We start from the raw sequence: 21355 nt of genomic DNA, 5'->3' as shown, positions 1-21355 counted from the left end.
CGTTATTCTGCGGCGGCAGCGGCGTTGCCGTTGCCATCCATGAAGTCAGGGAACCATGATTCATGGGTGTCGCGCAATTGTGCAATCGGCAGCGAGAAGAGGCCTTCCACGGTCAGCGCATCGCCGCCGACCTTGCCGAGGCGGCGGAAGGGCACGCCGGCGCCTTCCGCATTGGCGGAGATGAAGTTGGCGAGATCGGCCGGGACGGCGATCACGTAGCGGGCCTGGTCCTCGCCGAAGAGGAGGGCATGGGCCGGGCCGTTCGCCTCGGAAAGGTCGACCGTGGCGCCCTTGCCGGAGGCCATCGCCATTTCGGCGAGCGCGACGGCAAGGCCGCCGGAGGAAATGTCGTGGCAGGCCGTGACCTGGCCGTTGCGGATGGCCGAGCGGACGAAATCGCCGTTGCGGCGTTCGGCGTGGAGGTCGACTTCCGGGGCGGGGCCGTCGATCCTGCCGACGACGTCGCGCAGATAGACGGACTGGCCGAGATGGCTGCCGTCGACGCCGATGAGCAGGAGGTGGTCGCCGTCCTTCGCGCCGCCGATCTTCGCCATGACGGACCAGTCGGGCAGGAGGCCGACGCCGGCGATGGTCGGGGTCGGCAGGATCGCGACGCCGTTCGTCTCGTTGTAGAGCGAGACGTTGCCGGAGACGATCGGGAAATCGAGCGCGCGGCAGGCTTCGCGGATGCCTTCGATGGCCTTGACGAACTGGCCCATGATCTCCGGCTTTTCCGGATTGCCGAAATTGAGGTTGTCGGTGGAGGCGAGCGGCTCGGCGCCCGTCGCCGTGATGTTGCGCCAGCATTCGGCGACGGCCTGCTTGCCGCCCTCGAACGGATCGGCCTCGACATAGCGGGGCGTGACGTCCGAGGAGAAGGCGAGCGCCTTGCTTGCATGGCCCTCGACGCGCACGACGCCGGCATCGCCGCCGGGGATCTGCAGCGAATTGCCCTGGATGAGCGTGTCGTACTGCTCGTAGACCCAGCGGCGGCTCGACTGGTTCGGCGAGCCGACGAGCTTCAGCAGCGCATCGCCGTAGTCGGCGGGCTCTGCGACGAGGTTTGCCGGCAGCGGGGCAGGCTTGCCCGGCTCGCGCCAGGGGCGGTCGTATTCCGGGGCCTGGTCGCCGAGGTCCTTGATCGGCAGGTTGGCGACTTCCTCGCCCTGGTGCAGGACGCGGAAGCGCAGGTCGTCTGTCGTGCGGCCGACGATGGCGAAGGCGAGGCCCCACTTGATGAAGATCGCCTTGGCGACCTCTTCCTTCGCGGGCTCCAGGACCATGAGCATGCGCTCCTGGCTTTCCGACAGCATCATCTCGTAGGCGGTCATCTGGTCTTCGCGGACGGGCACGAGATCGAGGTTCAGTTCGATACCGAGGTCGCCCTTGGCGCCCATCTCGACGGCCGAGCAGGTGAGGCCGGCCGCGCCCATGTCCTGGATGGCGATGACGGCGCCGGTCTGCATCAGCTCCAGGCAGGCTTCCAGCAGGCACTTTTCGGTGAAGGGGTCGCCGACCTGCACGGTCGGGCGCTTCTCCTCGATGCTCTCGTCGAACTCCGCCGAGGCCATGGTCGCGCCGCCGACGCCGTCGCGGCCGGTCTTGGCACCGAGATAGACGACGGGCAGGCCGACGCCCTTGGCTTCCGAAAGGAAGATCGCGTTGGATTTGGCAAGGCCGGCGGCAAAGGCGTTGACGAGGATGTTGCCGTTGTAGCGGGCGTCGAACTCCACTTCGCCGCCGACGGTCGGCACGCCGAAGGAATTGCCGTAGCCGCCGACGCCGGCGACGACGCCGGAGACGAGGTGGCGGGTCTTCGGGTGATCCGGCTCGCCGAAGCGCAGCGCGTTCATCGCCGCGACCGGGCGCGCGCCCATGGTGAAGACGTCGCGCAGGATGCCGCCGACGCCCGTCGCCGCGCCCTGGTAGGGCTCGATATAGGAGGGGTGGTTGTGGCTCTCCATCTTGAAGACGACGCAGTCGCCGTCGTCGATGTCCACCACGCCCGCGTTCTCGCCCGGGCCCTGGAGGACGCGCGGCCCCTTGGTCGGGAGCGTGCGCAGCCAGCGCTTGGAGGACTTGTACGAGCAATGCTCGTTCCACATGGCCGAGAAGATGCCCAGTTCCGTGAAGGTCGGCTCGCGGCCGATCAGCGAGAGGATGCGGTCGTATTCATCCGGCTTCAGCCCGTGGGCGGCAATCAGCTCCGGGGTGATCGGGCGGGTGTTCGAAATGGTCATCGTCGCTCGTCTTGTCGTGGAGGGCAGGATTGCGGTCTCTTTAACCCAAGCCGCCTTGCAGCGCGACAGGAAAATGACCGCAGGCCACAGGCTGGGCGGCGGTCACGCGGGGCTGTCGTAACCCGTCGGGCCATGGGTCAGGAGATTGCGCAGCCGCCGGAAGCCGGCCGCGACCTCCGCGCGGCTTTCCGGCGACGAAAAGCCGACCCGCACGCGGTAGAAGGTCTTCTCCGAGCGGCCGGCCTTGAACTCGTCCTCGTCGTCGATGAGGATATCTTCGGCAAAGGCCGCCTGGCGAAACGTGCCGGCGAGCCACGGGTCCGGCAGCTTCAGCCAGAGGAAGGGCACGCGCGGGTGCGAATTGAAGTCGAGGCCGGCGAGGATCGCGCGTGCCTCCGCCTCGCGGGCGCCGACCTCTTCCGAGACCTTCGTGCGGATCGTGTCGGCCGTGCCGGAAAGCACCAGCCGCGAGGCCAGCTCCGCCAGCAGGAAGGGCAGGCCGCCGCTCACCATCTTGTGGGCGATGCGCACGCGCTGGGCAAGGTGCGGCGGGCAGGCGATCCAGCCGCCGCGCACGCCCGCCGCGACGCTCTTCGAAAGGCCGCCGACGAGGAAGGTCCGGTCCGGCGCGATCTCCGCGATCAGCGGCACGTCGCCGCCCGTCGTCGCGCCGTAGAGATTGTCCTCCACGAGAAAGACATTGTGCCTCTTGGCGATGGCGGCAATCGCCCGGCGCCGGTCTTCCGGCAGGGTGGCGAGCGTTGGGTTCTGCGCCGAGGACATGAGGAAAGCGAGTTTCGGATGCTGCTGCAGGCAGACCCGCTCGAAATCCTCGGGAATGACGCCGTGCTCGTCCGACTCGACGAGGGCGGTCTGGCGGCCGAGCAGTGCGATGCCGCGGCTGATCTGCGAATAGGTGACGTGCTCGAAGACGATGCGGTCTCCCGGTGCGGTGATGACCGAGACGGCGGCGATGACGGCGGCATGGGCGCCGAGCGTCGGCACGATGCTGTCGATGCCCGGCTGCCAGTCGCCGTGCCTCAGCCAGCGCCGGCCGGCCTCCATCCAGTGTGCCGGGAAATTGCGGGTGTAGCTGGCGATCTCGTTCGGCATGTCGCGGCAGATGCCGGAGAGAATATCGGTGATCGCGGCGGATTGCCCGACATCGGTGGCGGCCGTCGTGTCGAAGCGCAGCTTGCCGGGCGGGGCGTGCGCCGCGCGCGTGCCGGAAAGCCGGGCGCTGACCGGGTCGACGGCGGCGGGCGCTTCCTCTTCCTCGGTGGTTCCGAGCACATAGGTGCCGCGCCCGACCTCGCCGCTGACGAGGCCGCGTTCGCGCACCATGCTGTAGGCCCGGCTGATCGTGCCGATCGTCACGCCGATATCATAGGCGAGATTGCGCTGCGGCGGCAGCTTGCTGCCGGCGGCAAGCGAACCGGCGTGGATCGCCTGCTCGATCTGGTCGGCGATGCGGACATAGAGAGGCCCGTCGGAGGCCTGCAGATCGGGAAGCCAATTTGTCATGGTGTCAATTCTTATATTGCACCGTTTCGGGAGTCAATTCATTCCTGAATGCACCGATTTTGGCAAAGCTGGGTGCTTTGGAGACATGACAATGGCAATCGATACAATCTTCGCCGGCACGGATGCCGAGGATAGCTCGATCTGGCGCGCCGCGGGCCGTCGCCTCTGGCTGGCCTTCCGTGCGTGGTACGTGAAGCGGCAGACGCGCCATGCGCTGCTCGGCATGACCGACGATCAACTGGCGGATATCGGCATCAGCCGCCGCGAGGCGGAGCGGGAAGCCGCGAAATCGTTCTATTGGGATTGAGGCGCGTCAGCAGCCCTTGCCGCCGGCGGCCCAGCGCCTGACGTCGGTGGCGACGCGCGTGCCGACGGCTTCGCTCATCAGCGGGCCGAAGGCATCGAGCCGCGCAGGATTGCCCTCGGCCTGGACGACCAGCAACGGGCGCGCTTCCGGCGAATGGCCGTGAACGAGGAGGATGCGCGGCCGGCCGGAGAAGGAATTGAGCTCGGGTGCAAGGCGGTAGGCCTTGAAGGCCGGATCGCCAGACTTGAACCAGCAGCTATTCGCCCCCAGTGCAACGCGCTCCATGGTCGGCAGGGCCGCATTGTCCGCCTTCGGCGCCGGTGGTTTTGTCTGGCAACCGGCCAGCGCCGCGGCGAGGGCGAGCGACAGAAGGAGCGTCGCGTGGGAAAGAGGGCGCATGGAAAGCCTTTCGGGGATGAGCATGCGCCCTTGATAGCAAAGGCCGGTTAAGCGGCGATTACGTCGAGCACCGAGGCGAAGAGGCCGCGGCCGTCCGAACCGCCATGGGCGGCTTCGATCAGGTTTTCCGGGTGCGGCATCAGGCCGAGCACATTGCCCTTCGCGTTCATCACGCCGGCGATGTCGTTGACCGAACCGTTCGGGTTGGTGCCTTCGGCATAGCGGAAGACGACCTGCCCGTTGCCTTCGACGGAGGCGAGCGTCTCGGCGTCGGCGAAATAGTTGCCGTCGTGATGGGCGACCGGGCAGCGGATGATCTGGCCCTTCCCGTAGGCGCGGGTGAAGTCCGTCTCGGCGTTCACGACTTCCAGCTTCACTTCACGGCAGACGAACTTCAGCGAGGCATTGCGCATCAGCGCGCCCGGCAGGAGACCCGCTTCGAGCAGGATCTGGAAGCCGTTGCACACGCCCAGCACCTTCACGCCCGCCTCGGCCTTCGCCTTGATCGCCTGCATGACCGGCATGCGGGCGGCAATCGCGCCGCAGCGCAGGTAGTCGCCGTAGGAGAAGCCGCCGGGGATGACGATGAGATCGACGTCCGGCAGCTCGGTTTCCGTCTGCCAGACGGTGACCGGCGCCTTGCCGGAAATCTTGGTCAGCGCCGCGATCATGTCGCGGTCGCGGTTGAGGCCGGGAAGTTGGACGACGGCGGATTTCATGGGTGCGGTTCAAACCTTGCCTGGGCCTCGGCGAGTTCACGCAGTTCGAGGCGGTTTTCGATACGGTCGAGGCGCTGGTCCATCTGGGCGAAGGACCCACGAAGACTGTTGATGTCGCCCTGCATGGCATGAATCTGGTTGCGTATGGCGAGGTTGTCCTGGCGAAGGTCACGTTGGCCTTCCTTCAGCAGGGCAATGTCCGTCTGGATACGCTTCAGGATTTCATAGACGAGATCAGCATCCACCGTGGCCATCATCCACCTCAACCATTAAGAGAGGGCGATAGTATAGTTCTCGATTACCGTGTTGGCCAGAAGCTTCTCGCACATGGCCTTGAGGTCGGCTTCGGCCTTGGCGCGGTCGGCGGTCGCAAGCTCGAGGTCGAAGACCTTGCCCTGGCGGATTCCGCCGACGCCGTCGAAGCCGAGGCTGGAAAGCGCGCCTTCGATCGCCTTGCCCTGCGGGTCGAGGACGCCGTTCTTGAGCGTAACCGTTACGCGTGCCTTGATCATGTCTTTCCGTTCCATCCTTGGGGAGCGCGTTACTTCACCAGTACCGGGCCGGTGCCGCGGACGGGTTCGTTCTCGTTGATGATGCCGAGGCGGCGGGCCACTTCCTGATAGGCTTCCACGAGGCCGCCCATGTCGCGGCGGAAGCGGTCCTTGTCCATCTTCTCCTGCGTGGCGATATCCCACAGGCGGCAGCTATCGGGCGAGATCTCGTCGGCGATGATGATGCGCATCATGTCGCCCTCGTAGAGGCGGCCGCATTCGATCTTGAAATCGACGAGCTGGATGCCGACGCCGAGGAAGAGGCCGGAGAGGAAGTCGTTGACGCGGATGGCGAGCGCCATGATGTCGTCGAGTTCCTGCGGGCTCGCCCAGCCGAAGGCGGTGATGTGCTCCTCGGAGACCATCGGGTCCTCGAGCGCATCGGCCTTGAAGTAGAATTCGATGATCGAGCGCGGCAGCACGGTGCCTTCCTCGATGCCGAGGCGCTTGGAGAGCGAGCCGGCGGCAACGTTGCGCACGACCACTTCGAGCGGGATGATCTCCACTTCCTTGATCAGCTGCTCGCGCATGTTGAGGCGGCGGATGAAATGGGTCGGAATGCCCATTTTGTTCAGCTGCGTGAAGATGTACTCGGAAATGCGATTGTTGAGCACGCCCTTGCCGTCGATGACGTCATGCTTCTTCTTGTTGAAGGCGGTGGCGTCGTCCTTGAAGAACTGGATCAGCGTGCCCGGCTCGGGACCCTCATAGAGAATCTTGGCCTTGCCCTCGTAGATACGGCGGCGACGGTTCATGGATTTTATCTCTGTTGTTGGCGCGCTTGGGGCCGCGCAGGTGTCGTTCGTTTGCGCTCCCTTAAACGAAATGCCGCCCTTTAACAATCGCCGTGACGTCCGATCCCCCGATTTCCGGCCTTCGCGCCAAGTTCCGCAGGGACGAAAGTTCGCATTGCACTTTTGCCTTCGTTTTGATTTATGGGCGGGGAAAGCCTATCGGGTCACAGAATCTACGGGAGCCATGGATGACCAGCATACAGGATCGGGAAAAGGCCTTCGAAGCCAAGTTCGCGCTGGACGAAGAGCTGCGCTTCAAGGCCGAGGCACGCCGCAACAAGCTGGTCGGCTTGTGGGCTGCCGGCCTGCTCGGCAAGACGGACGGTGATGCCGAGGCCTATGCCAGGGACGTCGTCGCCGCCGATTTCGAGGAAGTCGGCCATGAGGATGTCGTGCGCAAGATCAAGGCCGATTTCGACGCTGCCGGCGTCGTGCGCAGCGAGGACGACATCCGCGTGCAGATGATCGAGCTCCTGGCTGTCGCCATTGCGCAGGTCGAAGCCGGCTGAGGCCAGACTTTGCTATGTCTTTGGAAAGCCGTCCGGCGCTGCCGGGCGGCTTTTTCGTTGGCTAGCGGGTGGCGGTGCGGCGGAGGTCGCCGTGAGGGGCCGGCGCCGCCCCGGCATGATCGCGCCACTCCTGCGCCTCTACGAAGCCGGGAACGGCGGATGCCGGCATGGGGCGGGCGAGGGCGTAGCCCTGGAGGATATCGCAGCCGAGATCGCGCATGATGGAAACATGGGCGGGCGTTTCCACGCCCTCGGCGACGACCTCGATGTTCAGCGAGCGGCCGATCTCCACGATGGTGCCGACCAGCTTGCGCTGGCCCGGCGAGCGGCTGACCGGCTTGATGAGCTGGCGGTCGATCTTGAGGCGCCGCGGGCTCAGCTTCATCAGGCTGACGATGGAGGCATGGCCGGTGCCGAAGTCGTCGATCTCGATATCGATGCCGAGCCTGCGCATCTCGGCGAGGTTTTCCAGGACCGTACGGTCGCAATCGTCGAGGAAGATCGATTCCAGCAGCTCGAAGGAAAGCGATTTCGGCGCGATCTCCAGCGTGCGCAGCGAACGGCCGAGCTCCGGGTCGTGCAGGCGCTTGGAGGAGACGTTGGCCGAGATCTTGCCGATGCCGAGCCCGAGCCTCTGCCATTCGGCGAAATCGGCCAGCGACCGTTCGAGCACGATCCTGTCGATCATCGCCACGCAGTCGAGGTCCTCGGCGATCTTCAGGAAGGTGTCGGGCGTGAGGATGCCGCGCGTCGGGTGATCCCAGCGCGCCAGCGTCTCGACGCCGATGAGGTCGAGCGTGCGCGCGCAGAACTGCGGCTGGTACCAGGGCAGGAAACGGCGCTGCTCGATGCCGGAGAGAATGTCGTCGGCGGTCTGCTTGCTGACGATGATCTGCGCCTGGAAATCGCTGGTGAAGAATTCGTGCCGGCTGCGGCCGCGATTCTTGGCGCGGTAGAGCGCAAGGTCCGCATTGACGAGGAGCTGCTTGGCGTCGATGGCCGTGCCGGACTGGCTGGCGATGCCGACGCTGGCCCCGAAACGGCAGACATGGCCGTTGAAGGTGACGGGCTTGCGCATGGCCTCGACGATCGCCTCGGCGAGCGTTGCAAGGTTGCGCCCGGCCGAGACCGAGGAGACGAAGACGAATTCGTCGCCGCCGATGCGCGCGACGAAATCGCCGGGGCCCTTCAGCTCGTTCAGAACGCCGGCGGCATGCACCAGCATCCGGTCGCCCGCGACGTGGCCGAGCGTATCGTTGATCTCCTTGAAGCGGTCGAGGTCGATATGCAGCACGGCAAGGCGGCTGCCGGCCTGGCGCGCCTCCTCGGCGGTCGCCTCGATGGCGGCGTCGAGATAGCGCCGGTTTGGCAGGCCCGTCAGGTGGTCGTGCAGGGCCGTGTATTCGATGCGGGCCCTTGCGGCCTCCAGTTCGGCGGCGCGGGCTTCGGCGAGGTCCTTCGCGCGCTTCAGCTCCTCCTGCAGCAGCACGTCCTCCGTCACGTCCCAGTTCGCCCCGATGAGGCGGGGAACGCCCGTCAGGTCGACATAGGGCGCGGAACGGCCGCGCAGGTGGCGGACCTCGCCGTCGCCGCGCACGATGCGGAATTCGTTGGCGAAATCCTGGCCGCTGGAGATGCCGTCGCTGACCCTGGCGGAAGCCTTGCGGCGATCCTCCGGGTGCAGCGAGCGCTCCCAGGTCTCGCCGTCGGGCGTGCCGGCAAAGCCGTACATCTCGAGCATGCGGTCGTCCCAGCGCACTTCGCCGGTGCGCAGGTTGACCTCGAAGACGCCGATGCGCGAGACGCCGAGCGCCAGCTCCAGGCGGCGGGACATCTGTGCGAGGCGCTCTTCGGCCTCCTTGCGATCGGTGATGTCGGTATCGGTGCCGGCGATGCGGACCGGCTTGCCGGCCGCATCGTATTCCACCACCGCCCCGCGGCTCTCGATCCAGATCCAGCGCCCGTCCTTATGCCGTTCGCGGTAGCTGAAGACGTTGAACGCCGCTTCGCCGGTTTCCTGCTTGGCGATCTGCGCGAGCACATGCGCGCGGTCGTCCGGATGGACGGACTGGATCCACGCCTCCAGGGAAGCCTCGATCGGCTCGTCCGACCTCAGGCCGCGGATGGCGCGCCACTGGCGGGAATAGAAGAGGTCGCCGCGGGCGAAATCGTGGTCCCAGACACCCTGGCCGGCGGATTCGAGCGCATGGTTCCAGCGGCTTTCCCGCTCGGCCAGCTCCAGCGCGTTGCGCTTGCGCTCGTCGATGTCGAGGGTCTGGACGAGGAGGGCGGGCGCGCCTTCGCCGGGAAGGGCAGGCGGCATGACGAAGGAGGCAAGCACCCAGAATTCCGTGCCGTCGGCCCGTCGCAGGCGAAGTTCCCACGGGGCCTGCTCGGCGAGGCTCGCCCGCATGGCGAAGGAAAGGACGCTCCGGTCCTTCGGTGAGACGCAGTCTTCGAAGGCGGGAAGGCCGGTGACGGAAGCAACGCCGAAAGGCGCGAGGAAGGCGGCATTCGCATCGACGATGCGGCCCCTGCCGTCCAGCGCGGCAAAGCCGAATCCGGAGCGCGCGAAAAGGCCGCGATAGAACGGCTCCTCGTCCGCTTCCCGCATGGCAATGGAGGTCGAACCGGACGGTTTGGCCATAAACGCGGCGCCTGCAATGAACTCAACAGCCGCAGCGTGCAACAGTTCTATGAAATTCCTCTTAATGACGAGGAAGGGCGCCGGTCAGGCCGGCGCCTTCAGCTTGCCGAGGAACTGGGCGAAGACCATCGTGCCCTCCGGCCAGGGGCCGTGCCCGGACTCGGCATTGATATGGCCGGCCTCGCCCGCATCGAGCAGCAGCGAGCCCCAGGCGGCGGCGATGTCGTCGGCATGCTCGTAGCTGCCGAACGGATCGTTGCGGCTGGCGACGAGAAGCGAGGGGAAGGGAAGCGGGTCGCGCGGATAGGGGCCGAAGGTCATGAAGTGCTTCGGCCGTATATCCGGGTTGGCGACGTCCGGCGGCGCGACGAAGAAGGCGCCGGCGACCTTGCCGCCGATCTGCGGGACGGCGTGGATGGCGGCCGCGACGCCCAGCGAATGGGCGACGATGACGACCGGTTTCGTCGCGGCCGAGACCTCCTCGGCCACGCGCTGCACCCAGTCCTCGCGCACGGGCTTTGCCCATTCGGCCTGTTCCACGCGGCGCGCGGTGGACAGTTTCGACTGCCAGCGGCTCTGCCAGTGGTCGGGGCCGGAATTGGTGTAGCCGGGGATGATGAGGATATCTGCTTCGGAGGCTTTCATGCCCCGGCATGTGCGTTCACGAAGTGCTGAAGTCAAGGGGACGGGACAAATCCGCGCACGGGGTGTATAATTCGCGCTCTGCAAAGCCAGTCACGGTGCACCATGGTGGCCGATGGTCGCCTTCTGCGCCTCATGCCGTGACGGTTTGGAACCGGCAAGGAGGAAGCCTATGACGACGTTTCATGTCATGGCCGGCCCTGACGCGATGGTTGCCCATCCGGCTGTCCGGCGGATCGCACTCACGGATGTCCGCGATGCGCTCGTGCAAGGGTTCGACGATTTCCGCGCAAAGCCCTCCCACTACGTTTTCCTGAGCCTCATCTACCCGATCTGCGGGGTCGTGCTCGTCACCTGGAGTTCCGGGGCGAACATGCTGCCGCTGATCTTTCCGCTGGTCGCGGGTTTTGCGCTGCTCGGGCCGTTCTTCGCCATCGGCCTCTACGAGATCAGCCGGCGGCGCGAACTGGGCATGGATACGTCCTGGCGCCATGCGCTGGACGTGCGCCGTTCGCCGGCGCTGCCGTCGATCCTCGCCCTCGGGGCCATGCTGATGGTGCTCTTCGTCGCCTGGCTGGTCTTCGCGCAGATGCTCTATACGAGCCTCTTCGGGCCTGAGCCGCCGCGCTCGCTGTCGCTGTTCCTCGCCTCGATCTTCGGATCGGAGAACGGGCTGCTGCTGATGCTGGCGGGCAATGCCATCGGCTTCTGCTTCGCCCTCGTCGTGCTGGCGACGACGGTGATCGCCTTTCCGCTGCTGCTCGACCGCGACGTCGGGGCGGTTGCCGCCATCGAGACGTCGCTGCGCGCGACGCTCGCCAATCCGATGCCGATCGCCTGCTGGGGCCTGATCGTCGCGGCGCTGCTCATCGTCGGGACGATCCCGATCTTCGTGGGCCTTGCCGTGATCATGCCGATCCTCGGCCATGCGACCTGGCACCTCTACCGCAAGATCGTCGTCGACGGGCGGTAACGTCTTTCGCGGGCGGTACGCGCCGGAGGAGTGCGCAAGGCCGCCCGCCAGAGGGGAGCGATGGCGCCACTGGCGCCATCGCCGTTTTTCAGGCGATCAGACCGTGCCGAAGACACGGCGGAAGATCGTGTCGACGTGCTTGGTGTGGTAGCCGAGGTCGAATTTCTCGCGGATCTGCTCTTCCGAGAGCGCGGCACGCACCTCCGCGTCGGCCAGAAGCTCCTCGAGGAAGTCCTTGCCCTGTTCCCAGACCTTCATGGCGTTGCGCTGCACGAGGCGGTAGGCGTCCTCGCGCGAAACGCCGGCTTGCGTAAGGGCAAGCAGCACGCGCTGCGAGTGAACGAGCCCGCGGAACTTGTTGAGGTTCTTCAGCATGTTCTCCGGGTAGATCACCAGCTTCTCGATGACGCCGGCAAGCCGGTTGAGCGCGAAGTCGAGGGTGATCGTCGTATCCGGGCCGATGCCGCGCTCGACGCTGGAATGGGAGATGTCGCGCTCGTGCCAGAGCGCCACGTTCTCCATGGCGGGCGTCACGGCCATGCGCACGAGGCGGGCAAGGCCCGTCAGGTTCTCCGTCAGCACGGGGTTGCGCTTGTGCGGCATGGCGGAGGAGCCCTTCTGGCCGGGCGAGAAGAATTCTTCCGCTTCCAGCACTTCCGTGCGCTGCATGTGGCGGATCTCGATGGCGATGTTCTCCATCGAAGAGGCGATGACGCCGAGCGTGGCGAAGAACATGGCGTGGCGGTCGCGCGGGATGACCTGCGTGGAGACCGGCTCGGGCACGAGGCCGAGCTTGGCGCAGACATGCTCTTCCACGCGCGGGTCGATATTGGCGAAGGTGCCGACGGCGCCCGAGATCGCGCCGGTCGCGATTTCCGCGCGGGCGGCGACAAGGCGGGCGCGGTTGCGGTCCATCTCGGCATAGAAGCGGGCGAGCGTCAGGCCCATCGTCGTCGGCTCGGCATGGATGCCGTGGCTGCGGCCGATGCGGATCGTGTCCTTGTGCTCGAAGGCGCGGGCCTTGAGGGCCGCGAGCACGCGGTCCATGTCGGCGAGCAGGATATCGGCGGCGCGCACGAGCTGGATGTTGAAGGTGGTGTCGAGCACGTCGGAGGAGGTCATGCCCTGGTGGACGAAGCGGCTGTCCGGGCCGACGAATTCGGCAAGGTGCGTGAGGAAGGCGATCACGTCGTGCTTGGTGACGGCCTCGATCTCGTCGATGCGGGCGACGTCGAATTCGGCCTTGCCGCCCTTTTCCCAGATCGTCTCGGCGGCGGATTTCGGGATGACGCCGAGATCGGCAAGCGCGTCGCAGGCATGGGCCTCGATCTCGAACCAGATGCGGAACTTCGTTTCGGGCGACCAGATGGCGACCATGTCCGGTCGGGAATAACGAGGGATCATCGGCTGAGGCTTTCCTTGGGACGGGTGGGAATTGCCGCCGCTTTAGCAAAGATGGCCGGCAAGCTCAACGCATGGTTCTGGACATCCGGCCCGCAAGCCACAGGCTGACGCCCGCAAGAAGCGGCAGGCCGGCGGGAAGATAGAGCCTGAGCCCCATGACGAGGAACTGGTAGGCGGCGCCGGCGATGGTGAACGCGAACTGGTACGCCCAGATGCGCGTGCCGAAGGGCTGGTGCCAGCGGGCGTAGAAAACCCGGTAATCCAGGGCGAAGACGAAGGCCGTCACGGCGACCGTGCCGAGGCCGAGCAGCGCGAAATGGCCGGCAAAGCGCGTTTCGACGCCGTGCCGGCGCGTGAGGAGCCGCGCCATCGGCAAGGCAAGGAGCCAGGCGCCGAAGCCGCCGGAGAAATAGACGAGCATCAATTCGCCGAGATGGAAGGTCTGCCAGCGGCCTTCGAGGACGAGCGAGGCGAAGGCGCAGCCCGTCATGGCAAGGCCCCAGCAGACGGCGCCGGCGACGTGGCGGGTGAGGGGCGGAAAGGCCGGCATCGGGCCGCCGGCCGGAACGCTGGAAAACTCGCCTGTTCCCTCGCTCATGTCAGGGCCGGAAGGGAACGGCGAGCCAGCGCCCGTCCGCACCCTCGAAGCCGACGCTGCGCAGGAGGACGAGCGCGACATGGACGGGGTCGCCCTCGGCCGGATGGAAGGTCACAGCGCCCGAGACCTGGTAGGAGAGCGGGCAGTTGCGGCTGTCGGGAATGCGCGCGTCTTCGTGGATCACGCGGTCGGCCGCCGCACCGTCGCGCGCGACGAGCTTCAGGCGGAAACCCTTGCCGCCGGGCGTGATGTCCTTGCAGCGCTCGGGAAGCGCAAGCGGGATCTCCTCCAGCGCGAGCGCATAGGCGCCGCCGGGGGCGGGCTCGACGGCATGCTCGATATAGTCGATGCGCTTGCGGTCGACGCCGGCCTCGCCCATCGGGTTGAAGGCGGCAAGGACACCGGGATTGGAGAGGACGGCGTGCTGCTCGATCAGCGGCCTGGCGAGGGCGAGGCTTTCGGCGCGCGCCTTGCCGATGTCGGCCGCCTCGTCCTCTATGCGCACGCGCACCGGCGTGCCGGCGAGGAAGGCGTCCTTCTCCGTATCGATGAAATAGAGCGTGGAATAGGCAAAGCCCGAGCCGTCCTGCACGCCGAATTCCTCGAAGGCGTAGACCTTTCCGTCCGGCGAGAAGCCGAGCGACTGGAAGGTGGCGAAATCGCCGGCGGCAGCGCCCGGCGCCGTGACGAGGCCAATGAGGAGGCCGGCCGCCGCTTTCGCCAGGATTTTCACGCGCGCGCCCCCTCCGCATTGCCGCGAAGGGTCTCGACGGTCTTGCGGTAGGCGTCGACATGGCCGCCGCCGAAGATGGCCGAGCCCGCGACGAAGACATTGGCGCCGGCCGAGGCGGGCAGCGCGATCGTCTCCGTCGCAATGCCGCCGTCCACCTGGAGATCGATAGGGCGCTCGCCGATCATCGCGCGCACGCGGCGGATTTTTTCCTCCATCGCCGGAATGAACTTCTGGCCGCCGAAGCCGGGGTTCACCGTCATGACGAGGATGAGGTCGAGCTTGTCGAGAAGGTATTCCAGCACGCTTTCGGGCGTCGCCGGGTTGATCGCCACGCCGGCGCGCTTGCCGAGCGCCTTGATCGCCTGCACCGAGCGGTCGAGATGGTGGCCGGCCTCGGCATGGACGGTGATGCTGTCGCAGCCCGCCTTGGCGAAGGCTTCCAGATAGGGATCGGCCGGGGCGATCATCAGGTGGCAGTCGAAGAAGGCGTCGGTATGCGGGCGCAGCGCCTTGATGACATCCGGCCCGAAGGAGATGTTCGGCACGAAATGCCCGTCCATGATGTCGAGATGGATCCAGTCCGCGCCGGCCGCAACGACATCGCGCACCTCCTCGCCCAGCCGGGCATAGTCGGCGGCGAGGATGGAGGGCGCGATCCGGATGGGAAGGGTCATGTCAGGCTCCGTGGGGCAGAAGGGTCTTGCGGCCCGCAATACCATTCGCCGCGGGGGCGAACAACGGGAATTACCGCCCCGACCAGCCCGGCAGGAGATCGCCGGGCATCGGCCGGGCATCGTGCACGCCCCTTGCGATGGCGCGGGCCATGGCGGAGGCTGCGGCCGCGCAAAGGCCGATGAACTCTTCCGGTGCCGGCGCGCGGCCGCTGCGGCCGGTCGAAAGCGCGAAGACGAGGTCGCCGTCCATCGGCGTGTGCGCGGGCCAGAGGGCGCGGGCGAAGCCGTCATGGGCGGCAATCGCCAGCCGCCTGGCCTCGGCCTTGGTGAGGATCGCATCGGTGGCGATGACGCCAATCGTCGTGTTCTCGACGCCGGTGGGCCTTGCGGAAAGCTTCGTGCGCGGCAGGCGGGCGTTTTCCGGGAAGGGTGCGGGCAGGCCGAGCCCGCCGAATTCCGTGCCTTCCTCGAAGGGGGCGGCCCAGAAATGCCGCGTCTCGCCGACCGTCGCCGAGCCGAGCGCGTTGACGGCGACGAGGGCGCCGACCGTGAAGCCTTCCTCCGTGATGGCGGAGGCCGAGCCGAGGCCGCCCTTGAAGGTGGCGGTGAGGGCGCCGGTGCCGGCTCCCGCGCTGCCGGTTTCAAAGGTTGTCGAAGCAGCGGCGAACGCCGCATGGCCGAGCTCGCGATAGGGCGGGTAGCGGCCCCAGTCCTTCTCGCCGCCATTCATCAGGTCGAAGAGGATGGCGGCCGGGACGATGGGCACGCGATAGGGACCGACGGCAAAGCCTCGGCCCGCCTCGCGCAGGCCCGCCTGCACGCCGGAGGCCGCATCGAGCCCGAAGGCCGAGCCGCCGGAGAGCACGACGGCATCGACCGTCTGCACGGTGTTGTGCGGGGCGAGAAGGTCCGTCTCGCGCGTGCCCGGCGCGCCGCCGAGCACCTGAACGGCCGCCACCGCCGGTTCCTCGCAGAGGACCACCGTGACACCGGAACGCAGGGCATGATCCTCGGCATTGCCGACGCGAAGGCCGGCGACATCCGTGATGAGGTTTTTCGGCCCCGGCCTCATTCCGCGCGATCCTCCGCAGGCACGAACGCCCCGGCACGCCAGACGAGGAGGCGATAGGGATTGTCGCGCAGCTCATGGTCTGCGCCGAAGGAAAGCGGGCCGATGGCCGTCGTGAAGCTGCCGGCGGCAAGCCGGTCCGCAAGGTCGCCGCCTTCCGTGGCTGCGGCGGCCGCAAGGGCGGTCATCGCCGCATGGGCGGGCAGAACGTAGCCTTCCGCGACGATGCCCTTTTCCTTCATGGCGTCCGCGACCGGACGGCCCTCGGGCGTGAGCGCATAGTCGGGCAGGGCGATGGCTTCCACGCCGTCCGTCATCGGCACGGCGGGGTCGGCGCCGACGAGCGCCTCGCCGCCGAGCAGGCGGAAGGGTGCCTTCTCCGCCTTCGCATCGCGGGCGATGACGGCGGCATCCGTCCGGTCGCCGCCGATGAAGACGCGGGTGACGCCGGTTTTCGCAAGGCGCCGCACGAGGGCGATCTGCTGTTCCTGCGCGGGGCGGAACGTGTCGACGAAGGCGGCCTTCATGCCGACGTCCTCCAGATGCAGGCGAACGGTCTCCACCAGTTCGCGCGCATGGATCGTGCCGTCGTCGATGAGGGCGAAGGGCTCGGATTTCCAGTCGCGGGTAATGGTCTCGACGGCCTTTTCCGCCTCGGCCTTCGGGCCGGGCGCGAGGCGGAAGAGCGGCCATTTCTTCTTCAGCGCATCCTCCATGAGGATGCCGGAGCGCACGGAAAGGGTGATGGCGGGCACCTTCGCCTCGGCGAGCGCCGGCAGGGAGGCGGAAAGCCCCTCCGTGCAGAGGAAGCCGATGGCGGCGGCGGCGTCCGCAGCGAGAACCGCCTTGGCGATACCCGCTCCGTCGCTCTCGTCGCAGGCTTCGGCGATCTCCACCACCGTGTCGCCGTCCGCTTGCGCCGCAAAGCGCGCGCCGTCGCGGACCTGCTGGCCGAGAATGGCAAGGGGGCCCTCCTTCGGCGCGACGACGGCGACGGTAAGGCCCCGGGCGGCGGCCGGGGGAGCGGCAAGCGCCAGAGCGCCGATGAGGCTGGCGAGAAGGGCGGTCTTCATGCTCGATCCATGGCTTGCGATCCCGCCCTTTGTAAGGATCAGGCCCGGGGCGTCAAAGGAAATATCGCGGCTTTCCCTTTGCCCGCCCCGCGCCGTGCGGGAAAATTCCGCCGCAGGGGTTACATTTTTCTTCATTTTCGCCATGTATCTCTTTTGTCGAAGGAGAACAGCGTGTTGGATAGATTGGTGGTGGATCCGTCGCTCTACCGGGACGCCATGAGCCGCTATGCAGGCCATGTGCAGATCGTGACGACGGCGCACGAGGGCGAAAAGCGCGGGGTGACGATCACCGCCGCCTGCTCGGTGTCGGACAATCCCGCCATGGTCCTTGCCTGCGTCAACGCCTCCAACCCCAAGAACGCGATCTTCGAGAGAAGCGGGCGCTTTGCGCTGAACACGCTTTCGGCCGACCAGATCGACCTTGCCAACGCCTTTTCCGGCCGCGATCCCTCGCTCACTTCCGAGCAGCGTTTTGCCATCGGCAACTGGCAGGAGCTCGTCACGGGCGCGCCCGTCCTTTCGGATGCGCTCGCCGCCTTCGATTGCCGCCTCGTCGAGCTCAAGGTCATGGCGACGCACATGATTTTGATCGGCGAGGTGATGGGCGTCACCTTCGGCGAGACGAAGCCGGCGCTTCTTTATATGGACCGTAGCTACCGGGCGCTATAAGTTCTCTTCCGGACCCGGAGGAACGACGTGCCCCATCATCGCGGACAAATCCCGCAATCCATCGACGAAACCGTGGACATGCTCTCGGCCGGCAATTACCTCGCCGGGCGGTCGCTGGCGACGGTGCTCTTCCTCGCCCTGCGCATGAAGCGGCCGCTGTTCCTCGAAGGCGAGGCCGGCGTCGGCAAGACGGAGATCGCCAAGGTTCTCGCCGCCGCGCTCGACCGGCCGCTGATTCGCCTGCAATGCTACGAGGGGCTGGATGTCTCCTCGGCGGTCTACGAGTGGAACTACCCCGCGCAGATGCTGGAAATCCGCCTTGCCGAAGCCGCCGGCACCACGGACCGCGGCCGCATCGAGGCCGACATCTTCTCCGAGCGCTACCTGATCCGCCGGCCGGTGCTGCAGGCGCTCTCCTCGCCGGACGGCCGTGCGCCGGTCTTCCTCATCGACGAGCTCGACCGCACGGACGAGGCCTTCGAGGCCTTCCTTCTGGAAGTGCTTTCCGATTTCCAGGTGACGGTGCCGGAACTCGGCACCATCCGAGCCGCCGAGCCGCCCATCGTCATCATCACGACGAACCGCACGCGCGAGGTGCACGACGCCCTGAAGCGCCGCTGCCTCTACCATTGGGTGGATTATCCCGAGGCCGCGCAGGAGCTGGAGATCATCCGCCGCAAGGTGCCGGGCTGCAACGCGGCGCTGTCGCGGCAGGTCGTCGTCTATGTGCAGAAGCTGCGCACACTCGACCTCTTCAAGAACCCCGGCGTCGCCGAGACCATCGACTGGGCGAGCGCGCTCACCGAGCTCGACCGCGTGGCGCTCGATCCCGAGACGGTGTCGGACACGCTGGGAACGCTCCTCAAGTATCAGGACGACATCGCCCGCATCGAGGGCGCGGAGGGCCGCCGGCTGCTCGACGACGTGAAGGCCGAGCTGGCGGCGACGGGGTGACCATGACCGGCGCGGCGCACATCGCGGCCTTGGATGCGGACGGGCGGCTTGCCGACAACATCGTGCATTTCGCCCGCGTGCTGCGCAAGGCCGGTCTGCGCCTCGGCCCGGCGGCGGTGACCGACGCCATCGAGGCGGTGCAGGCGATCGGCATCGGCGACCGCGAGGAATTCTACACGGCCCTCCATGCCACGCTCGTCAAGCGGCACGAGGACGAGGCCATCTTCGACGAGGCGTTCCGCCTGTTCTGGCGGGCGCGCGACCTCGTGGGAAAGATGATCGCGCTGATGTCGCCGGTCGTTACCCGGAACGAGGAGCGCGAGAAGCGCAAGGCGGCGGAGACGCGCGTTTCCGATGCGCTCTTCGGCGGACGGCAGGACGAGAAGCGCCTGCGCGACGAGCCGGAGATCGAGATCGACGCACGCTTCACGGCCTCCGGCAGCGAGGTGCTGCGCCGGACCGACTTCGCGCAGATGAGCGCTGCGGAGCTCGCCGAGGCCCGGCGCGCCATCGCCCGCCTCGTGCTGCCGCTGGACGAGGTGCGCACGCGGCGCTTCCGCCGCAGCACGAGGCCCGTCGCCATCGATGCGCGCGCCACCATGCGCCAGGCCATGCGCACCGGCGGCACGCTGATCCTGCCGCGTCACCGCGCGCCGAAGACCGTGCATCCGCCGCTCGTCGTGCTCGCCGACATTTCCGGCTCCATGAGCCAGTACACCCGCATCTTCCTGCATTTCCTGCATGCGCTCGGCGAGCATCGCCGCCGCGGCCACGCCTTTCTCTTCGGCACGCGCCTCACCAATGTCACGCGCCAGATGCGCAACCGCGACCCGGACGTCGCGGTCGAGGCGTGCAGCCGGGCGGTGAGCGACTGGTCGGGCGGCACGCGCATCGGCGAGACGCTGAAGGAATTCAACCGGCTCTGGTCGCGCCGCGTGCTCGGGCAGGGAGCCGTGGTGCTCCTCATCACCGATGGGTTGGAGCGCGAGGGGATCGAGTTGCTCGAAACGGAGATGGACCGGCTGCACCGCTCCTGCCGGCGGCTCGTCTGGCTCAATCCGCTGCTGCGCTTCGAGGGTTTCGAGGCGCGGGCGCGGGGCGTGCGCGCCATGCTGCCGCATGTCGACGAGTTGCGGCCGGTGCATAATCTGGAAGCCATGGCCGACCTGGTGGCGGCGCTTTCCGGCGCTGCACCCCGCAAAGCCGGCGATCCGCGGCGTTTCCTGCCGGCCGCATGAGGAGGACGAAGACATGAACGAGACCGCAGACGACGTGCTCGACCCGCTCGCCATCGCCGAGCGCTGGATGGACGACGGGCGCATGGTGGCGCTTGCCACGGTGGTCGAGACCTGGGGATCGGCGCCGCGCCCGGTCGGCAGCCATCTGGTGATCGACGGCGAAGGCAATTTCCACGGCTCCGTCTCCGGCGGCTGCGTGGAAGGGGCGGTGATCAGCGAGGCGATGGACGTGATAAGCGACGGGGAGCCGCGCATGCTGGAATTCGGCGTCGCCGACGAGACCGCCTGGCGCGTGGGCCTTTCCTGCGGCGGGCGCATCCGCGTCTATGTGGAAAGGGTCGGCTGATGGATCCCTATCTGCTGCGCAAATTGAACGGCGAGCGCGCCGCGCGCCGCGCCGTCATCCACCTGACGGACCTCGGCGACGGGCGCGACCGCGTCATCTGCGAGGGCGACCCGGTGGCAGGGCCCCTCGGCGAGGCGGTCGCAGGGGCCTTCCGCTCCGGCAAATCGGGCATTGCGGAGGCCGACGGGCGCGCCTTCTTCCTCAACGTCCACCTGCCGCCGGCGCGCATCGTCGTCATCGGCGCGGTGCATATCAGCCAGGCGCTGGCGCAGATGGCGAAGATCGCCGGCTTCGACATCGCCGTCATCGATCCGCGCACGGCCTTCGCCACCGAGGAGCGCTTCGCCGGCATCGACCTCGTCGCGGACTGGCCGGAGGACGTGCTGAAGGATCGCCCGCTCGATGCCTATACGGCGCTCGTCGCCGTGACGCACGATCCGAAGATCGACGATGTCCCGCTCTCGCAGGCGCTGTCCGCCGGCTGCTTCTATATCGGCGCCCTCGGCAGCCGGAAGACCCATGCCAGGCGTGTCGAGCGGCTGACGGCGCTCGGCCATACGGAAGCGGAGATCGGCCGGATTTCCGCGCCGATCGGTCTCGATATCGGCGCGGCGAGCCCGGCGGAGATCGCCGTCGCCATTCTCGGCGACATCATCCAGCACCTGCGCCGCCGGGCGCTGCGCGGGGCCGCGGCGTGAGCGTCGCCGCCCTCGTTCTGGCCGCCGGCAGCGCAAGCCGCATGAACGGCCGCCACAAGCTGCTCGCCGCCTTCGACGGCACGGCGCTGGTGCGCCGTTCGGTGGAGGCGGCGCTTGCCGGCGCGCCGGACCGTGTCGTGGTCGTGACGGGGCATCGGGCGGAGGAAATCGAGGCGGAGCTTGCCGGGCTTGCGGTCGGGATCGTGCGCAATCCGGATTATGCCGAGGGCATGTCGACCTCGCTACGGGCCGGCATCGCGGCGCTCGATCCCGATTGCGGCGGGGCGGTCGTGATGCTGGCGGACATGCCGCATGTCACGGGCGCCGACGTGCGCCGGCTGCTCGACGCCTTTGCCGAAGCCGGCGGCCGCGCCGTCGTGCGGGCGGTCTCCGGCGGCAGGCGCGGCAATCCGGTCGTGCTGCCGCGCGCGACCTTCGCCGCGGTCCTTCGGCTCAAGGGCGATGTCGGCGCGCGGCATGTCATCGAAACCGCCGGGCTCGATGTGGTGGACGTGGAGATCGGCGCGGCGGCGCATGTCGACGTGGATACGCCCGAAGCGGTGGCGGCCGCGGGCGGCGTGCTGAAAGGATAGG

Annotated in this window: 23 protein-coding genes and 1 pseudogene; 9 read left to right on the top strand and 15 right to left on the bottom strand. The window is 67.4% G+C overall.

From position 1 onward, the window contains the following. Positions 1–2 precede the first annotated feature (2 nt). Together purL and ACZ5TO_RS08620 are read right to left on the bottom strand one after the other, a co-directional pair. Positions 3–2240: a phosphoribosylformylglycinamidine synthase subunit PurL gene (gene purL / locus ACZ5TO_RS08625; protein WP_464800211.1), complete on the bottom strand. Its 2238-nt coding sequence runs from the start codon at positions 2238–2240 to the stop codon at positions 3–5. A 102-nt stretch (positions 2241–2342) separates the two neighbouring features. Further along, a complete protein-coding gene (locus tag ACZ5TO_RS08620) occupies positions 2343–3764 on the bottom strand; it encodes an aminotransferase-like domain-containing protein (RefSeq protein WP_464800210.1) in 1422 nt (473 codons plus the stop codon). 91 nt (positions 3765–3855) lie between these two features. Between ACZ5TO_RS08620 and ACZ5TO_RS08615 the strand changes: the two genes are divergently transcribed. Then, complete coding sequence (locus ACZ5TO_RS08615; protein WP_464800209.1) at positions 3856–4071, top strand: DUF1127 domain-containing protein; 216 nt, start codon at positions 3856–3858, stop codon at positions 4069–4071. Between the two features lie 6 nt (positions 4072–4077). Here the strand turns inward: ACZ5TO_RS08615 and ACZ5TO_RS08610 are convergent, their stop codons facing one another. From ACZ5TO_RS08610 to purC, 5 genes are read right to left on the bottom strand one after another with little or no spacing between them, the layout of a single operon-like run. After that, complete coding sequence (locus ACZ5TO_RS08610; RefSeq protein WP_464800208.1) at positions 4078–4470, bottom strand: hypothetical protein; 393 nt, start codon at positions 4468–4470, stop codon at positions 4078–4080. A gap of 47 nt (positions 4471–4517) precedes the next feature. Further along, a complete protein-coding gene (gene purQ / locus ACZ5TO_RS08605; protein ID WP_464800207.1) occupies positions 4518–5189 on the bottom strand; it encodes a phosphoribosylformylglycinamidine synthase subunit PurQ in 672 nt (223 codons plus the stop codon). Next, entirely contained in the window at positions 5186–5446 is a 261-nt protein-coding gene (locus ACZ5TO_RS08600; protein WP_246434213.1) for a hypothetical protein, read from the bottom strand. Before ACZ5TO_RS08600 ends, purQ begins: the two co-directional genes overlap by 4 nt. A 12-nt stretch (positions 5447–5458) precedes the next feature. Further along, on the bottom strand, positions 5459–5701 hold the full coding sequence (purS, locus tag ACZ5TO_RS08595; protein WP_184141419.1) for a phosphoribosylformylglycinamidine synthase subunit PurS: 243 nt from the start codon (positions 5699–5701) through the stop codon (positions 5459–5461). A 29-nt stretch (positions 5702–5730) separates the two neighbouring features. Further along, the gene (gene purC / locus ACZ5TO_RS08590) at positions 5731–6495 is read right to left on the bottom strand and encodes a phosphoribosylaminoimidazolesuccinocarboxamide synthase (RefSeq protein WP_064330132.1); all 765 of its coding nucleotides are present in this window, start codon (positions 6493–6495) and stop codon (positions 5731–5733) included. A gap of 227 nt (positions 6496–6722) precedes the next feature. Between purC and ACZ5TO_RS08585 the strand changes: the two genes are divergently transcribed. Further along, entirely contained in the window at positions 6723–7043 is a 321-nt protein-coding gene (locus ACZ5TO_RS08585; protein ID WP_184141421.1) for a DUF1476 domain-containing protein, read from the top strand. A 61-nt stretch (positions 7044–7104) separates the two neighbouring features. Here ACZ5TO_RS08585 and ACZ5TO_RS08580 read toward each other — a convergent pair whose 3' ends face one another. Together ACZ5TO_RS08580 and ACZ5TO_RS08575 are read right to left on the bottom strand one after the other, a co-directional pair. Beyond that, the gene (locus ACZ5TO_RS08580) at positions 7105–9690 is read right to left on the bottom strand and encodes a sensor domain-containing protein (protein WP_464800206.1); all 2586 of its coding nucleotides are present in this window, start codon (positions 9688–9690) and stop codon (positions 7105–7107) included. A gap of 84 nt (positions 9691–9774) precedes the next feature. Then, a complete protein-coding gene (locus ACZ5TO_RS08575) occupies positions 9775–10335 on the bottom strand; it encodes an RBBP9/YdeN family alpha/beta hydrolase (RefSeq protein WP_464800205.1) in 561 nt (186 codons plus the stop codon). Positions 10336–10504: 169 nt separating this feature from the next. Here ACZ5TO_RS08575 and ACZ5TO_RS08570 point away from each other — a divergent pair, with 169 nt between their 5' ends. After that, a complete protein-coding gene (locus ACZ5TO_RS08570) occupies positions 10505–11305 on the top strand; it encodes a DUF2189 domain-containing protein (RefSeq protein ID WP_464800204.1) in 801 nt (266 codons plus the stop codon). A 96-nt stretch (positions 11306–11401) separates the two neighbouring features. Here ACZ5TO_RS08570 and purB read toward each other — a convergent pair whose 3' ends face one another. From purB to ACZ5TO_RS08540, 6 genes are all read right to left on the bottom strand, one after another. Continuing rightward, positions 11402–12709: an adenylosuccinate lyase gene (gene purB / locus ACZ5TO_RS08565; protein WP_464800203.1), complete on the bottom strand. Its 1308-nt coding sequence runs from the start codon at positions 12707–12709 to the stop codon at positions 11402–11404. Positions 12710–12773: 64 nt separating this feature from the next. Continuing rightward, a complete protein-coding gene (locus ACZ5TO_RS08560) occupies positions 12774–13307 on the bottom strand; it encodes a hypothetical protein (RefSeq protein ID WP_464800202.1) in 534 nt (177 codons plus the stop codon). Position 13308: 1 nt separating this feature from the next. Beyond that, complete coding sequence (locus tag ACZ5TO_RS08555; RefSeq protein WP_464800201.1) at positions 13309–14040, bottom strand: DUF2259 domain-containing protein; 732 nt, start codon at positions 14038–14040, stop codon at positions 13309–13311. After that, entirely contained in the window at positions 14037–14714 is a 678-nt protein-coding gene (gene rpe / locus ACZ5TO_RS08550; RefSeq protein WP_464800200.1) for a ribulose-phosphate 3-epimerase, read from the bottom strand. The genes ACZ5TO_RS08555 and rpe overlap by 4 nt, the downstream gene beginning before the upstream one ends. A 70-nt stretch (positions 14715–14784) precedes the next feature. After that, positions 14785–15786 (bottom strand): P1 family peptidase, encoded by a 1002-nt coding sequence (locus tag ACZ5TO_RS08545; protein ID WP_464800199.1) that lies wholly within the window; start codon positions 15784–15786, stop codon positions 14785–14787. Next, positions 15783–16856 (bottom strand): ABC transporter substrate-binding protein, encoded by a 1074-nt coding sequence (locus tag ACZ5TO_RS08540; protein ID WP_464800198.1) that lies wholly within the window; start codon positions 16854–16856, stop codon positions 15783–15785. Before ACZ5TO_RS08540 ends, ACZ5TO_RS08545 begins: the two co-directional genes overlap by 4 nt. 216 nt (positions 16857–17072) lie before the next feature. Between ACZ5TO_RS08540 and ACZ5TO_RS08535 the strand changes: the two genes are divergently transcribed. The 6 genes and pseudogenes from ACZ5TO_RS08535 to ACZ5TO_RS08510 form a co-directional block, all read left to right on the top strand. Then, positions 17073–17525: a flavin reductase family protein gene (locus ACZ5TO_RS08535; RefSeq protein ID WP_184142213.1), complete on the top strand. Its 453-nt coding sequence runs from the start codon at positions 17073–17075 to the stop codon at positions 17523–17525. 78 nt (positions 17526–17603) lie between these two features. Beyond that, positions 17604–18479 (top strand): AAA family ATPase, encoded by an 876-nt coding sequence (locus tag ACZ5TO_RS08530; RefSeq protein ID WP_464800357.1) that lies wholly within the window; start codon positions 17604–17606, stop codon positions 18477–18479. Positions 18480–18481: 2 nt separating this feature from the next. Then, positions 18482–19717, top strand: a complete 1236-nt coding sequence (locus ACZ5TO_RS08525) for a vWA domain-containing protein (protein WP_464800197.1) — start codon at positions 18482–18484, stop codon at positions 19715–19717. Between the two features lie 13 nt (positions 19718–19730). Continuing rightward, positions 19731–20063, top strand: coding sequence for an XdhC family protein (locus ACZ5TO_RS08520; RefSeq protein WP_184141441.1), 333 nt, complete (start codon positions 19731–19733; stop codon positions 20061–20063). After that, the gene (locus ACZ5TO_RS08515; RefSeq protein WP_464800196.1) at positions 20063–20761 is read left to right on the top strand and encodes an XdhC family protein; all 699 of its coding nucleotides are present in this window, start codon (positions 20063–20065) and stop codon (positions 20759–20761) included. The genes ACZ5TO_RS08520 and ACZ5TO_RS08515 overlap by 1 nt, the downstream gene beginning before the upstream one ends. Beyond that, positions 20737–21354 (top strand): annotated as a pseudogene (locus ACZ5TO_RS08510) (nucleotidyltransferase family protein); the annotation flags it as partial. The gene ACZ5TO_RS08515 and the pseudogene ACZ5TO_RS08510, both read left to right, overlap by 25 nt. Position 21355 lies beyond the last annotated feature (1 nt).

The sequence above is a fragment of the Shinella sp. Sh6 genome, assembly GCF_055392685.1.
This window is presented reverse-complemented; position numbering and strand designations above follow the sequence as displayed.